Annotated in this window: 12 protein-coding genes and 4 tRNA genes; 1 reads left to right on the top strand and 15 read right to left on the bottom strand. The window is 50.4% G+C overall.

The annotated features are described in order from the left end of the window. Positions 1 to 8: 8 nt before the first annotated feature. From ybeY to KJY73_RS17330, 9 genes are all read right to left on the bottom strand, one after another. The gene (ybeY, locus tag KJY73_RS17370) at positions 9 to 470 is read right to left on the bottom strand and encodes an rRNA maturation RNase YbeY (protein ID WP_214344967.1); all 462 of its coding nucleotides are present in this window, start codon (positions 468 to 470) and stop codon (positions 9 to 11) included. Next, on the bottom strand, positions 467 to 1,519 hold the full coding sequence (locus tag KJY73_RS17365; RefSeq protein ID WP_214344966.1) for a PhoH family protein: 1,053 nt from the start codon (positions 1,517 to 1,519) through the stop codon (positions 467 to 469). The genes ybeY and KJY73_RS17365 overlap by 4 nt, the downstream gene beginning before the upstream one ends. A gap of 14 nt (positions 1,520 to 1,533) precedes the next feature. Continuing rightward, positions 1,534 to 2,973: a tRNA (N6-isopentenyl adenosine(37)-C2)-methylthiotransferase MiaB gene (miaB, locus tag KJY73_RS17360; protein ID WP_206594005.1), complete on the bottom strand. Its 1,440-nt coding sequence runs from the start codon at positions 2,971 to 2,973 to the stop codon at positions 1,534 to 1,536. A gap of 116 nt (positions 2,974 to 3,089) precedes the next feature. Continuing rightward, a complete protein-coding gene (locus KJY73_RS17355; RefSeq protein WP_206594006.1) occupies positions 3,090 to 3,941 on the bottom strand; it encodes a DMT family transporter in 852 nt (283 codons plus the stop codon). Positions 3,942 to 4,037: 96 nt separating this feature from the next. Next, a complete protein-coding gene (locus KJY73_RS17350) occupies positions 4,038 to 5,630 on the bottom strand; it encodes a long-chain fatty acid--CoA ligase (protein ID WP_214344965.1) in 1,593 nt (530 codons plus the stop codon). 35 nt (positions 5,631 to 5,665) lie between these two features. Then, the gene (locus KJY73_RS17345; protein WP_214344964.1) at positions 5,666 to 7,915 is read right to left on the bottom strand and encodes a TonB-dependent receptor; all 2,250 of its coding nucleotides are present in this window, start codon (positions 7,913 to 7,915) and stop codon (positions 5,666 to 5,668) included. Continuing rightward, positions 7,908 to 8,762 (bottom strand): alpha/beta fold hydrolase, encoded by an 855-nt coding sequence (locus KJY73_RS17340; protein WP_214344963.1) that lies wholly within the window; start codon positions 8,760 to 8,762, stop codon positions 7,908 to 7,910. The genes KJY73_RS17345 and KJY73_RS17340 overlap by 8 nt, the downstream gene beginning before the upstream one ends. 129 nt (positions 8,763 to 8,891) lie before the next feature. Beyond that, complete coding sequence (locus KJY73_RS17335; RefSeq protein ID WP_214344962.1) at positions 8,892 to 9,557, bottom strand: TetR/AcrR family transcriptional regulator; 666 nt, start codon at positions 9,555 to 9,557, stop codon at positions 8,892 to 8,894. A gap of 162 nt (positions 9,558 to 9,719) precedes the next feature. Further along, positions 9,720 to 10,010 (bottom strand): hypothetical protein, encoded by a 291-nt coding sequence (locus KJY73_RS17330; protein WP_214344961.1) that lies wholly within the window; start codon positions 10,008 to 10,010, stop codon positions 9,720 to 9,722. A gap of 206 nt (positions 10,011 to 10,216) precedes the next feature. Between KJY73_RS17330 and KJY73_RS17325 the strand changes: the two genes are divergently transcribed. Continuing rightward, positions 10,217 to 11,377, top strand: a complete 1,161-nt coding sequence (locus KJY73_RS17325) for an FAD-dependent monooxygenase (protein WP_214345314.1) — start codon at positions 10,217 to 10,219, stop codon at positions 11,375 to 11,377. Between the two features lie 12 nt (positions 11,378 to 11,389). On the opposite strand, the gene KJY73_RS17320 is transcribed toward KJY73_RS17325, so the two are convergent. The 6 genes from KJY73_RS17320 to KJY73_RS17295 form a co-directional block, all read right to left on the bottom strand. Beyond that, positions 11,390 to 12,013 carry a DUF3667 domain-containing protein gene (locus tag KJY73_RS17320; RefSeq protein ID WP_214344960.1) on the bottom strand — a complete coding sequence of 208 codons (624 nt, stop codon included), beginning with the start codon at positions 12,011 to 12,013 and terminating at the stop codon, positions 11,390 to 11,392. 297 nt (positions 12,014 to 12,310) lie between these two features. Continuing rightward, on the bottom strand, positions 12,311 to 13,711 hold the full coding sequence (locus tag KJY73_RS17315; RefSeq protein ID WP_214344959.1) for an alanine/glycine:cation symporter family protein: 1,401 nt from the start codon (positions 13,709 to 13,711) through the stop codon (positions 12,311 to 12,313). Between the two features lie 130 nt (positions 13,712 to 13,841). Continuing rightward, positions 13,842 to 13,916: transfer RNA gene (locus KJY73_RS17310), tRNA-Gln, on the bottom strand. 28 nt (positions 13,917 to 13,944) lie between these two features. Further along, positions 13,945 to 14,019: transfer RNA gene (locus KJY73_RS17305), tRNA-Gln, on the bottom strand. Positions 14,020 to 14,022: 3 nt separating this feature from the next. Beyond that, positions 14,023 to 14,107 (bottom strand) — tRNA-Leu (locus KJY73_RS17300). A 5-nt stretch (positions 14,108 to 14,112) separates the two neighbouring features. Further along, positions 14,113 to 14,189, bottom strand: a tRNA-Met gene (locus KJY73_RS17295). Positions 14,190 to 14,216 lie beyond the last annotated feature (27 nt).

The raw sequence follows: 14,216 nt of genomic DNA, 5'->3' as shown, positions 1-14,216 counted from the left end.
AGGGGGTATCATTCCCGATCCAGGTAAGGATCGTCAATGGCTAATTTTGCCAGGATGCGGATTTCCAGGTTTTCCATCTCCTCGGCATCAATGTCGTCTATATGGTCAAAGCCCAGTAAATGCAAGGTGCCGTGCACGCACATATGTGCCCAGTGATGTAATAGCGGCTTATGTTGTTCCGCCGCTTCCCGTGCAACGACCTGGGCGCAAATCACTAAATCACCCAGTAAACTTAGTTCAATACCAGGCGGTGCTTCAAAGGGAAATGACAGTACGTTGGTCGCATAGTCTTTGCCACGGTACTGATGATTCAATTCGCGGCTTTCGTCTTCATCAACTATGCGCACGGTTATTTCGCCCTCTGCCAGTTGCACTTCCTGCAACACGGCATCAAGCCAACTTTGAATATCTTGCTCTGTGGGTAGCTGAGGCGCGCTGCTGGCTAGCTGCAGGTCCAAAATGGCACTCATGGATTGTTTTCATCCTGCTTATTGCGCTCGGCGCGGCGGAGCTCTTCTTCGGCAAGTTTACGTTCTTCCTGTTCACGCTCATGTTCTTCATAGGCCAACACAATGCGGCTAACCACAGGGTGACGCACCACATCGGTGGCATCAAAGAAGTTAAACGAAATATCGTTGACGTCCTTGAGCACTTCAATGGCATGGCGCAGACCACTGCGAGCGCCGCGGGGCAGGTCTACCTGGGTGATATCACCCGTAATGACGGCCTTGGAATTAAAACCGATACGGGTCAGGAACATTTTCATCTGCTCAACCGTAGTATTCTGGCTTTCATCCAGAATGATAAAGGAATCATTCAGGGTACGGCCGCGCATATAGGCAAGTGGAGCGACTTCAATAACATTGCGCTCCAGCAGCTTTTCAACCTTCTCAAAGCCAAGCATTTCGAACAGCGCGTCGTAGAGCGGGCGCAAATAAGGGTCGACTTTCTGTGACAGGTCGCCGGGTAAAAACCCCAGCTTCTCACCAGCTTCCACGGCCGGACGTGTCAACAGAATACGGCGGATTTCCTGACGCTCCAGGGCATCCACTGCGCTGGCAACTGCCAGATAGGTTTTACCTGTACCGGCCGGACCAATGCCGAAGCTGATGTCGTGATTAACAATGTTCTGCACATATTGCGACTGGTGCGGATTACGCGGCTTAATCACGCCTCGTTTGGTTTTAATATGCACTTCTTTGCCGTATTTGCCTGCTTCGGCCTGCTCAATGCATTTGGCTTCCTGAATGGCCAGGTGCACCTTCTCTGCATCCAGTTCCGGAATAGTCCCTTTAACTGGCTGGGTTTCGATATACAACAGTTTCAGTAGCTCCGCGGTGGCCATGGTTTGTTGGGCCTTACCCATTACCTTGAACAGGTTGTCACGGTAACTGATTTCCACCCCAAGGCGGCGCTCAATCTGTTTGATATTGTCATCAAAGGGACCACAAAGGCTGGAAAGCCGTTTATGGTCATTAGGTTCCAGTACAAGTTCGTTACTGACCAGTTGATTGGGCAAAGATCCTCTCCTGCTTATTGCATACTGATAGGAATGTACTGACCAACACCCAGGGTGTCTGGTTGGTTGGCCTGCTTCTGAATGATGCTTTGGGGATTGACACTGACGCGCAGCCCCATATCAGCTTCCCGTCTTATTACTTCACCGCGCAGTGAGTTGGCAAACACATCGACGATCTTCACATCGACAAATTCACCAATCATGTCATCGCTGCCGACAAAGTTAACCACCCGGTTATTCTCGGTACGGCCACACAACTCGCCTGCATCTTTTCTGGATGGGCCTTCCACCAGTATGCGCTGTTCGGTACCTACCATCTTGCGGGCAATATCCATGGCCTGTTGGTTGATACGCTGTTGCAGCAGGTATAAGCGCTGTTTCTTGGTTTCTTCGCTGACATCATCCGGCAAATCGGCGGCCGGTGTGCCTGGGCGAGCGCTGTATATAAAGCTGAAGCTCAGGTCATAGCCAATGGTCTGGATAAGATCCATGGTGGCCTGGAAGTCCTCGTCGCTTTCACCAGGAAAACCAATGATGAAATCTGACGACATACTCAGGTCTGGGCGAATTTTCTTCAGGCGACGAATTTTGGATTTGTATTCGATGGCAGTATGACCACGTTTCATCATGGTCAGAATACGATCAGAACCACTTTGTACCGGCAGATGTAAATGATCCACCAGTTCAGGAATGTTGGCATAGGCTTCGATAATGTCGTCGGTAAATTCTACCGGATGCGAGGTGGTGTAGCGGATACGGTCAATGCCATCAATGGCCGCGACTAAATGAAGCAGTTCGGCGAAGGTGCAGATGCTGCCGTCATGATTGACACCACGAAAGGCGTTGACGTTCTGGCCTAACAGGTTTACTTCACGTACCCCTTGTTCAGCAAGCTGGGCGATTTCATAGATAACATCGTCCGCTGGGCGGCTGACTTCTTCACCACGGGTATAAGGTACCACACAGAAGCTGCAATATTTGGAGCAGCCTTCCATGATAGACACAAAGGCACTGGGGCCTTCTGCGCGTGGCTCGGGTAGACGGTCAAACTTCTCGATTTCCGGGAAACTGATATCCACCACCGGCGATTGTGTGCCTTTGACCTGGTTAATCATTTCAGGCAGACGGTGCAGGGTTTGTGGGCCGAACACGATATCCACATAAGGTGCCCGATCACGGATATGCTCACCTTCCTGCGATGCCACACAGCCACCCACACCAATAATCAGGTCGGGATTTTTCTTTTTCAGGGTTTTCCAACGGCCCAATTGGTGAAAGACCTTTTCCTGGGCCTTTTCGCGAATCGAGCAGGTGTTGAGCAGGATAACATCGGCCTCTTCGGGATTTTCAGTGGCCTGATATCCATGGGTTGAATCCAGCAGGTCAGCCATTTTCTCCGAGTCGTACTCGTTCATCTGGCAACCCCAGGTTTTGATGAATAATTTCTTGCTCATACTGCTTTAAGTAAAACCCTAATAAGTAAAAAAGAAAGGCCAGGTGCCTTCCTTTAAAAATTTGGTACGTGATTAACCGCGTATTTTACCGCCACTGGCGCCAGGTTGCCAGCTAATCACCATAACCATCTTTGACGAATAGTCAGATTGGCCGCCCAGATGATCAACAAGGTGCCTGCCAGTAAGCCTGCAGAGACAGGTTCCTGCCAGAACCAATAGCCCAGAAACGCGGCAAACAGCACGCTGCTGTATGTCAGCAGGCCAATGCGCACAGGCGAGGCCAGTTGAAAGGCTTTGGTCATCAGTAATTGGCCTATGGCGGCCATCAAGCCCATTAGCAGTAGCCAGGGCCAGGCCGCATTCGGCATAGGTTGCCAGTTGGCCAGCAAGGGGAAGAATGATACCAGTGTAGCCAGGCCGGTAAAGTAGAACACGATGCGTCCAGATGGCTCTGAATCGCTGAGTTTGCGGATGGTACATTTGGTAAAAGCGACAAAGGTTGCACAACAGAGTGCCAGCAGGACAAAGATATTCCAGCCGCCAGATTCTGGACGCAGAACAAAAGCGCAGCCGATAAAACCCAGGCCAATGGCCATCAGGCTTTTCTGACTGATGCGTTCTTTAAGCCAGAAATACGCAATAATCGGCACGATAAAGGGGGCCACAAGAAGGGCCATCATGGCTTGAGCCAGGGGAAGGTTGGCTAGCACATAGAAGAAGCAATACATGCCCAGCAGGCCGGATGTGGAACGCAGCAGATGTAAGCCAAAATGCTCGGTCTTAAGTCCTTGTGGGCCTACTTTACATAGCCAGGGCAGTAAAAACACCAGGGCAAACAGATTGCGGAAGAAAACCAATTGGGATTGATTCAGGCTGTCACTTAAGTGTTTTACCAGCGCGCCAACGCCAGCAAACAGGGCTTCTGCCAAAATCAGGCTCAGGGCGCCGAGCAACATGGGAGAGCGCATAACCATCCTGATAAAAATAAACGCGCGCCATTCTAACAGAGGCGCGCGTGGATGTTATGCGGGGTGCAGAAAAACCTGGTCTTTAGTTAAATATTGTCAGTCGCTTTCTGTATACAGGCTACGTAGCTTCTTCTTGTCTATTTTGCCTGTTGCAGTTAAGGGCAGTGCATCGACAAAGCGCACCTCATCAGGCTTCCACCATTTAGCCACTTTGCCTTCAAACCATTCGAGCAAGGCATGCTCGTCTGCCGCGTCTTTGTCTTTGGCAACCGCTAACAACAAGGGACGCTCATCCCATTGAGGATGGGGCATGGCTATCACTGCTGCTGTGGCGACATTCGGATGACGACAGGCAATTTCTTCCAGCGCCAGTGAACTTATCCATTCACCGCCGGATTTGATCAGATCCTTGGCTCTGTCTGTGATATGCATGTAGCCGTCTGGGTATAAACGTGCCACATCGCCTGTGCTAAACCAGCCGTCGGCTTTAAAGGCATCGGCGTTGGGTTTGCCAATGTAGCCACTGACAATCCAAGGGCCGCGAATCTGTAAGTCGCCGCTTTGCTCACCGTCATTGGCCAGTACCTGGCCCTTGTCGTCAACAATTCTCAACTCAACTCCAAACACGGCTTGCCCGGGACAAAGACGATGCTCACCCTGGCCTGCGCGGTTTACCGTGCCGATGGGGGAGGTCTCGGTCATGCCCCATGCCGGTCTTACTTCACAACCTAATGCTTCAAGCCCGGCGCGCAAGCCTTCGGTACAGGCGGCGCCCCCAACAATAACGCGTATACCGCCTGTTACTGGTGTTTGCTGGTGATTGACCCAGGCCTGTAACACTGTAGGGACACCGGCAGCCAGGGTGACCTGTTCCTGTTCAATAAGCCTGGACAGCATGGCGCCATCGCCCATAAACCGGCCGGGTAGTACCAGTTTGGCGCCTACCATGGCGCAGGCGTAAGGCAGACCCCAGGCGTTAACATGGAACATTGGCACAACCACCAAGGCGCTGTCTGTTGCCGATAAACCGGCAGAATCAGGCAGTGCGATGGCTAAGCTGTGTAAAACCGTGGAGCGGTGGCTATACAACACGCCTTTGGGATCCCCAGTAGTACCCGAGGTATAGCAGCAACCACAAGGGGTATTTTCATCCAAAACAGGCCATTCGAATACTTGTGACTGGCCTGCAATCAAGCTTTCATAATCATGCCAAGCTAAATGCTTGTGTGCCTGAAACCAGGCTGGATCCAATTGTGTGGCATCGCCCAGCACTATGACCCCTTTAAGTTGACTGAGGTTACCCAGGAGTGGCAGTACTAGCGGCACAAACATGGGGTCGACAAATAACCAGCGGCACTTTGCATCCTGGAGAATGTAGGCCAGCTGTTCACTGAACAGTCGGGGGTTGACGGTATGACAAATAGCCCCCAATCCGGGCACGGCAAAGTAAATCTCCATATGCCGCTGATCATTCCATGCCAGGGTTGACAGACAATCTCCGGGCTGGACCCCTAAACCTTGCAGAGCGTTGGCTAATTGGGCGACCCGCTCGGTCACGCTCTGATAACTGGCGTGATGGATTTCTCCATCAGCGCTAACACTGACAACTTGTTGCTCTGCATGTACACGACGCATATGCAGCAGGATATCACTGACATTCAAAGGCTTATTGGGGACCAGGTTCAGCATCGGGCTCTCCTTTTTTATACTTCTCTTATTATGGTTCAGAACTGGTATGTGGCGCGCAACGTCAGGGTACGCGGGTCTCCATAGTACCCAGTTACGATGGGAAAGCCACTGTCAGTTAAATCATAACCCGTGGTGCGATATTCCTTGTCGGTCAGGTTCTTACCTTCCAGCGCCAGACGCCAGTTGCTGTTATCCAGGTTAAGCAGCAGGGTGGCATTCAGCAGGCCAAATGCTGGCTGTTTGAGCAGTGCACTTTGGTTAGTTACCGGTTGTACCTCGTCTCGCCACTGGTAGTTGAGGCTGGCTGACAATTCCCCCATATCCTTCCAATTCCAACGTTTTTGCAGATTAAGGCTAAACGCCAGTTCAGGGACGTCGGTAAACTCTTTTTGCTTGGCCAGGTTTATTCCGCCACTTAAATATTCCTGGTAACTGGCATCCAGATAGGCAGCGTTACCCCATACACGCCAACCTTTTGCTGGGGTCCATAGGTACTCGAATTCTACGCCTCGAATACGTCCTTTACCGGCGTTAGTGAAATCACCAAAAAAGCCATCATTGTTGCCGTCATTGTCACTGTCGACACCGGTAAATATACTCAGCTGGATGTCTTTGTACTGGCTATGGAATAACGCAAGACTGAGTTGAAGTTGATTGAACAAGGTAGGTTTTATGCCCAACTCGTAGGTTAGCACGCTTTCTGGATCGTAGGCCTCGGCTGAATCGGGGACTTGCAGGGTATTGGCTCTTACATTAAAGCCGCCACTTTTAAAGCCTTTGGCCACGGAGCCGTATATCAGTAAGTCGGCATTAGGTTGGTAGTCCAGTGCCAGGCGTGGAGAAAAATCTGACCAACTTTCTTTATTGGTAAAGTCTGCGCTGACCAAACCGTTTGGCTGAGTAAAGTTATCATCGCTGAACCCTTGATTCAGTACTTGTGCTGTTTTACTTTCCCGCCCCGCTCGTAGTCCCATGCTCAGTCGCCAAAGCTCACTGAATTGCCAACTGGCATCACCGTATAAAGCCACTGTGCGCGTATCTACCTGGCCGCCGCTTACGCCATATTGATAGTAAATAGGACCTGGAATTAACGTTGGTGGGGCTAATCCCAGTGCCGCAAACGGCAGGGCAAAACGATTGCGTATTTGTCCGCCGGCTTCGGCTTCCATCAGATACAAGCCGAAGACCGCCTGCCATTCATCACCACTGTAGTTAAATTGCAGCTCCTGGCTTAGTTGGCGGTCAAAGTAGTCTGCATCAACATCAGCGATGGGGTAGGGACCGGTATCAAAGTCTATGGCACCCTGGGTATCGCCATCACGCCAGGCTGTCACCGCTTTCATACTCCAGCTGTTGTCTATGTCCCACGCCAGTGTTAGCGAAGCGCCCTGGCTGTTGGTGATATTTTTATCCAGAGTCATACCGTTATCTACATCATAACGGTCGGTGCTGACCGGTAAAGGAGGTTGGCCTTCAAAGTAAAGTTCAAAGCCATTTTCCAGCATGCGCCTGGCCCCACGCACATTGGCATTATCGCGAGTTTTATCCAGTGCCAGTGTCAGGGTGGTATCATCACTGGCTAGCCAGAGTAAGCTGGCCCTGGCAGTTAAAATATCTTTATTACTGACGTCTTTGCCAGTCAGACGATTCTCGCCAAAGCCGTCGCGATTAAATGAACCCACTGCGATACTGCCCAGCAGAGTGTCCGGCAATAAGCTCCCGGAAGCAGCGAGTTTGCCATCTATCTGTCCGTAACTTCCCATCGCCACGTCGGCTTTAAGGCTCAAGCTGTCTTGCGGTTGACGGGTGATATACTTGACTGCACCACCTACTGTATTGCGCCCATATAAGGTGCCCTGTGGGCCGCGTAATACTTCTACCCGTTCCACATCAAGCAGGTCCAGCAATGCCCCCTGAGGCCTCGCTAAGTAAACATCGTCAAGATAGATGCCAACGCCTGGCTCGACCCCCCAAAGGGGGTCGGACTGTCCAACACCACGTATATAGACGGTGGCGGTCGAGCTGGTACCTCGTGCTGCATAAATACTCAGTGACGGCACCTGACTTTGCAGATCCACCAGATTATTGATGGCATTGCGTTCTATGGTGGTTTTATCCAGAGCAGAAACCGCCAGCGGGATATCCTGCATGGTTTCGCTGCGTTTACGCGCAGTAACCTGGATCTTCTCGATGACGTTGTCCTGCTCTGAAACGGGCTGCTCGGCTTGTGTGGGTAACGCGCACAATCCGGCTAGCAGGGTAACTGAGGTACGGAGTTTATGCATGATGTTCTCCAATTTGTTGTTGTAGGGTTGGGCTGTCAGGATTTTGTGTTTGCATCCCTGCTCGGCACTGACTGCCGATAAATTCTGTCAATACCTTATTCAGTGCGTCTGGTTGGTCTATTGGGGTGGCATGACGAGAGTTTTCTATTACGACTAATCGGGCATTGGGCATCAGCCGGACGTATTCAGCTTTGTGGCTGATGGGGGTGTAATCCTGGTCGCTGCTGATGACCAAGGTAGGTTGCGTAATTCGGGGCAATGAGGATTGAACCGAGAACTGGGATATCGCACGCAGGGCGAGCTGATAACTGGTTTTGTCCATTTTCGCCATACCAGATTCAAACCGCTCTCTAAGGGCTTGCTGGTGGGGCTGAGGAAATAATTTTCGGCCAATGACTCGTCCTAGCGAACGCATGCCGAGCACGCTGATAATCAACTGTCTTAACATCAGCTGCCAACGTTTCTTGGCTGAATTGGCTAATGCTTGTGGACCGGAATTGATGATGACCAGAGATTGCACTGATTCTTTGGCGTGTAGGGCCAATTCAAAAGCAACCATCCCACCCATGGAGAAGCCGACGACATGATAAGCTGGCAACTGAAGATGTTCCATTAAGGCTTGTGCATCTTCCGCCAGTTGACGCATAAGGTAAGCCTGCCTGACGGCAGCACTTTGTCCATGCCCACGCAAATCCAACGCGATAACCCTGTTGTTAGTGCTCAGCGCCGCTATTTGGTAGAGCCAGTCTTCAGTGCATGAACCTAAGCCATGTAACAACAGCACCGGTGCACCTCGTCCTACGTCCTGATAGCGCAGGCGAACATTGTCATGATGAAAGTATTGCATACATCTCCATTAAGGAATCGGTAGTTCGGTTCCGAATTTAAGTTATGGAATATTGATTCCGATTTCAAGCGGAAATGTTAAATAAATGAAAATAAATTAAGGGGGCTTTCGGCTCTGGGTTTAACCGGGCTAGTTTTCTGTGTGGCTGGCTCTGCTCGTCACGCGTAAATAAGCCAGGATTATTTCGGCAAACTCCTGGATCATTTCTTCCTGACTAATCTGTGGCAGGTTACCTGTGACTGTATGTTGATTAAGTGCACCTATCAGAAAATGTATGCAGATTTGCATGGCCTTGGCGGGCTCAGGATGCTGAACTTCCTGAGTATGCAGCTTCAGCACCTCGACAACACGGCTAGCCAAATGCTCATTCAGCTGATGAACCCTATCCCTGAAATCGGTATCCTTGGAAGCTCTTAATATTAAGGCCCTGAGCACACCTTGCCGACCTTTGGTTAATCCCACCAGACATTCAGACAACGCGAATATAAACTGATGCAAAGGCCTGTTTTCCCAATCTGCAGGGTGTGTAAGCCTGTCCATGGTCGCTATGGTTGACTGGAAAAAGCGCTGAATCAACAACTGGGACAAGGTGTCTTTGTCTTGTAAGACACGATAAAAGGTCCCCACCGACGAGCTGCCTTGTTCGGCAATTTGCGCCACACTTGCGTTTTCAAAGGCGTTCTTTGCCAGCAATTGTTCTCCGGCAGCGAGCATGCGCTCCAATGCATCACGACTGCGTTGCTGAGCAGGTTCGGGAACGGATATAAACTGGGCAAAAGCAGGGCACTTCAACATAGCGGTTTTATAGGCTTTGCAATATTCAGAATAATAAATGGAATCTGCCTACCATTTAATCATGCATCGTCGTGTTAGCCAAGCGTTGGGCGAGTAGAAGTGCGGGAATGAAAAATGCCGCTGAGCATTTAATACAACAATGTCAGCGGCCCAGGGAGAGAGTTAAAGTTGTTCTGGCAGTACCTTTTTACCAGTGGTATCGCCGGCTTGAGGTGGATTGGCGGCAATCAGTTGCTCTGCTAACGCGCCAAGCAACTGATCTTGGATATCGTCTTCCAGTTTGTCTTCAATATCCTGCTTGGTTACCTGATATTGATACGCCATGTAGCTCATGCTGTTGTTCAACTTATAAGTGAACACATAACGAGGGAGGTCCTGATCCTGAGTCAGGGCGCCGTGGCTGCTAAGACTGACAAGCAAGCCGAGAGCGGCAACTAAGGCTATACGATTCATGGTTGTCTCCGGTGGTAGCAGAAGGTGCTTGATATATATGTAGCTGCAGAGAGGCAAAAAGTTGTTTTGCGGATGTAAGAAAGTTTGTCAGTTCGGGCATTTAGCCTTGAGTTGTTACAAGTCAAAGAAAAACCGCTGGTGGTCGACGAAATCACGCGCCCTGTCGTGCTATGCTTGCCGACAAATGGAGCCAAGTGTCTGAGAGTATGCAGAAATACGATGTTGTTGTGGTTGGTGGCAATATGGTTGGCGCAAGTGTTGCGCTAGGATTGGCTCACCAAGGGTATCGGGTTGCAATAATTGAGCCTGCGATGCCAACGCCTTTTGATCCAGAGCAGGCCCCCGACATAAGAGTTTCTGCTATTAGCCTGGCGTCAGAGCAACTGTTGGATAGATTGGGCGCTTGGTCGTTTATCAAGGCGATGCGGCATTGTTGCTATCGACGTTTATCTGTCTGGGAAGAACAAGGGCGTACCGATTTTTCCGCCAATGAACTGGACTGTGAGCACTTGGGACACATCATTGAAAACCGCATCGTGCAGTTGGGACTGCATCAAGCGCTGGCGGCGTATCCGGTAAGCTGGTTTAGTGCTGGATTAAAAGGATTCCAGCAAACCCATGAGATGACGGTGGCTGAACTTGATGATGGCACCAGACTGCAGGCCGAGTTGATCATCGGCGCAGATGGTGCTGCCTCTCAGGTTCGGCAATTATCGGGTATTGCGACCCATGGTTGGCAGTATGCCCAGCAAGCCCTGGCGATATCCATTAAAACCGAACAAGGTACGCAAGATATTACCTGGCAGCGTTTTCGGCCCAGCGGTCCATTGGCTTTTCTACCTCTTTACGATGGATACGCATCGCTGGTCTGGTACGACAGTGCTGAGCAAGTAAAGCGCTTGAAGTCTTTGACCTTTAATGAATTGAAAATAGAGATTCAATCCAACTTTCCTGAGCAGTTGGTTGATTTTGATATTCTGGAAACGGCCAGTTTCCCCCTGACACGCATGCATGCCAATAGTTACGTTCAGGGCAGGGTGGTGTTATTGGGCGATGCAGCCCATACCATTAATCCGCTGGCGGGACAGGGCGTTAACTTGGGTTTTAAAGACGTTGCCTGTCTGTTGGACCTGCTTGCAGACGATACCTGGCGCACGGATAAAAGTAAGCTGGATAAACTGCTTAAGCAATATCAGGACAAGCGCTACAAAGATAACCTGTTGATGATGTCGACCATGGATGTGCTGTATGCCACCTTCAGTAATGATCTTGCGCCAATAAAGGCTTTACGTAATTTGGGCCTGAGCGTGGCGCAACGAGCGGGTCTCTTAAAGAAACAGGTTACCCGCTACGCCATGGGACTTTGAATTCTAAAACTGCTATTTATCCACCAAAATTGCCCAGACACCGCCAATAAGCCCTGTCGCAATGATGAGCAGGGCAAAGGCGATGATCACCGAAACAACACTTTTAAACCAATCCCAGGCTTTTTTGGAGCCAGGTTGGATGAGTGTCAAAACCGACGAATACACCACAAGATAAATCACCGCCGTAAAGGGCATGCTTTGGGCATGAATACCCAATAACAAACATGCCAGTGATAACAAGCTAAGATGGCCGGAGAGGTACAGGAACAGCACTAAATACTCTATGGTGGAGTAAACAGATTTTGAGAAAAATAGCCTGGCCATCCAGGCATGTATGAGTGCGGTGAATAATCCCAGGTAGACGACGCCATTGTGAATAAGCATCTGCAGCTTTCCGAAGGCCTTGTCCTGGTTTACCTGACTGAGAGGCGTACTGGGATCGGACAGATTCACATCCATCATGGTGGCAACGAATAATGAGGCTGTCATTATCCAGAATGCATAATGCAGAGGGTTAAAGTAACGAATGCGCTTACCTTCGATGTAATCTCTGCAGGTTTGTACTGGCGCCAGAGTTAAACATTTCATGGTGTGAAAGAAAGGCGCATTGAGGTTAATTACACCTTGTTTAAGCATGTCCCAGACAGAGAGGAAATTAAGTCGCTGAGCTTTCTTTTGTCCGCAGTGTGAACAATAAGTATGGTCTTGTTGTTGGCCGCAATTCAGGCAGGATGTGCTGTTAAAGTCCATGAATTAAGATGTTGAAATACTTAAAGAACCAGACTTTATCTATATGCCTCTGGCTGGTCAATGTGTATGTTTTTTTACGGGCAGTTGATACGCAAACAGTTTTCCGATTCTGCCAATTTGGCTTGATAAAGGATTACCTGAAGGTTGTTAGACAAGAGATAAAGGCGGCACAAGCCGCCATGTTTAGTTATCTCGCCATTGCTCGGTACTGCCCTGAATTTCGCAGTTGCCGTTTCGATATTCAGGTGTCTGACCGGCTTTGCGCTGTGCCAGGTAGTCACGGCTGACATTAACGATAGTCGGGGTAAGCCACACTATGGCAATGATGTTAATAACCGTCATCAGGCCCAGCGCCATATCCGCCATGGCCCATACCTGAGGTAGGGAGGCCATGGAGCCCCATAAAATCATGGCCAGGTAACCCGCCGTATAAACACTACGTCCAGCGCGATTATCCAGTTTGAACATATGCAGGTTACTTTCGCCATACGCATAGTTGGCCACCACAGAAGTGAAGGCAAACAGACTGATAGCAGCAGCAACAAAGTCATTACCACCACCACCTAAATGAAAGGCCATCGCATCCTGCGTCAACCGAATACCTTCCATTTGCTCTCCTTGCGAGCCTCCGGCAAGCAAAATTATCATAGCCGTACAGGTACAGAGCACCATGGTATCCAGGAATACCCCCAGCATTTGTACATAACCTTGGCTGGCGGGATGATTCGGGTTTGGTGTAGCGCTGGCAGCGGCATGTGGTACGCTACCTGAGCCAGCCTCATTAGAATACAAGCCACGTTGAATACCATGTTTAAGGGCGGCACCAAAGGCACCCCCCGCAGCCTCCTGCAGACCAAAGGCAGAGGTGATAATGTTATACAGCATGGCTGGCACCTGCTCGATGTTCAGCAATGTAATACCGATAGCGACCAGGACGTAGCTGATACCCATAAGTGGCACCATCCACTCAGAGAAGCGAGCAATTCCACGCAGTCCACCGATAACTATCACACCGGCGAGCATGATAATCACTACACCGGCATGCAAGGTGGGAATACCATATGCGTGATTTAAAGCATCGGTGATGGAGTTGGCCTGCACGGCACTGAAGATAAAACCATAGCCAAGGAACAAACACAGGGAGAAGGCGATAGCCAGCCAGCGTTTGTTCAGCCCCTGTTGGATGTAATAGGCTGGTCCGCCGCGGTACTCGCCGTTACCGTCTTTTACTTTATAGAGCTGACCTAAAAGGCTCTCAGCAAAGCCGGTTGCCATGCCTAAAAAGGCAATAACCCACATCCAAAATACCGCACCGGCTCCGCCTAGTGAGATAGCGACGGCTACCCCAGCCAAGTTACCTGTGCCAACCCGGGCAGATAAACTGGTGCACAGTGCCTGAAAAGAACTAATACCGGCTTTGTCGTGCTGGCTGCTGCCTTTTAACAGGCTGAACATGTGGCGGAACTGGAAAATCTGTACGCCGCCAAGGCGGACACTGAACCAAATACCGGCAAGGATTAGCATGGCGATAAGTAGCCAGCCCCAAAGTACGCCGTTGACGGCGGAAACGATGTCGTGGATCACTGTTGCTCTTTATTCTTATTGGACTTCTGGACGCCTATACTGGCGTTATTGTGGTGTTCTGTCCAGCCGCAGAGGTGTGATAGGGCAGATAAAAAGCAAAAAGCCGGTCAGAGACCGGCTTTTCTTAATATGGCTGGGGTAGCTGGATTTGAACCAACGCATGGCGGGATCAAAACCCGCTGCCTTACCGCTTGGCGATACCCCAAAAGGGTCTAAACTATACCGAGAGAAATTGGCTGGGGTGGCTGGATTTGAACCAACGCATGGCGGGATCAAAACCCGCTGCCTTACCGCTTGGCGACACCCCAACATGGTGCGGAAGGAGAGACTCGAACTCTCACGCCGTGAAGCACTGGAACCTAAATCCAGCGTGTCTACCAATTTCACCACTTCCGCATTTATGGTGGCTACGGCGGGATTCGAACCTGCGACCCCAGCATTATGAGTGCTGTGCTCTAACCAGCTGAGCTACGTAGCCATCTTCGGTACTCGTCTTGAGTGGCGC

Origin of the sequence: Bowmanella yangjiangensis (genome assembly GCF_018531185.1) — a bacterium.
GTDB classification, from domain to species: Bacteria; Pseudomonadota; Gammaproteobacteria; order Enterobacterales; family Alteromonadaceae; genus Bowmanella; species Bowmanella yangjiangensis.
This window is presented reverse-complemented; position numbering and strand designations above follow the sequence as displayed.

Coding starts and splice junctions, on each gene's coding strand:
- ybeY (WP_214344967.1), bottom strand. CDS start 470: ATGAGTGCCATTTTGGACCTGCAGCTAGCCAGCAGCGCGCCTCAGCTA.
- miaB (WP_206594005.1), bottom strand. CDS start 2,973: ATGAGCAAGAAATTATTCATCAAAACCTGGGGTTGCCAGATGAACGAG.
- KJY73_RS17355 (WP_206594006.1), bottom strand. CDS start 3,941: ATGCGCTCTCCCATGTTGCTCGGCGCCCTGAGCCTGATTTTGGCAGAA.
- KJY73_RS17350 (WP_214344965.1), bottom strand. CDS start 5,630: ATGCTGAACCTGGTCCCCAATAAGCCTTTGAATGTCAGTGATATCCTG.
- KJY73_RS17345 (WP_214344964.1), bottom strand. CDS start 7,915: ATGCATAAACTCCGTACCTCAGTTACCCTGCTAGCCGGATTGTGCGCG.
- KJY73_RS17340 (WP_214344963.1), bottom strand. CDS start 8,762: ATGCAATACTTTCATCATGACAATGTTCGCCTGCGCTATCAGGACGTA.
- KJY73_RS17335 (WP_214344962.1), bottom strand. CDS start 9,557: ATGTTGAAGTGCCCTGCTTTTGCCCAGTTTATATCCGTTCCCGAACCT.
- KJY73_RS17330 (WP_214344961.1), bottom strand. CDS start 10,010: ATGAATCGTATAGCCTTAGTTGCCGCTCTCGGCTTGCTTGTCAGTCTT.
- KJY73_RS17325 (WP_214345314.1), top strand. CDS start 10,217: ATGCAGAAATACGATGTTGTTGTGGTTGGTGGCAATATGGTTGGCGCA.
- KJY73_RS17320 (WP_214344960.1), bottom strand. CDS start 12,013: ATGCTTAAACAAGGTGTAATTAACCTCAATGCGCCTTTCTTTCACACC.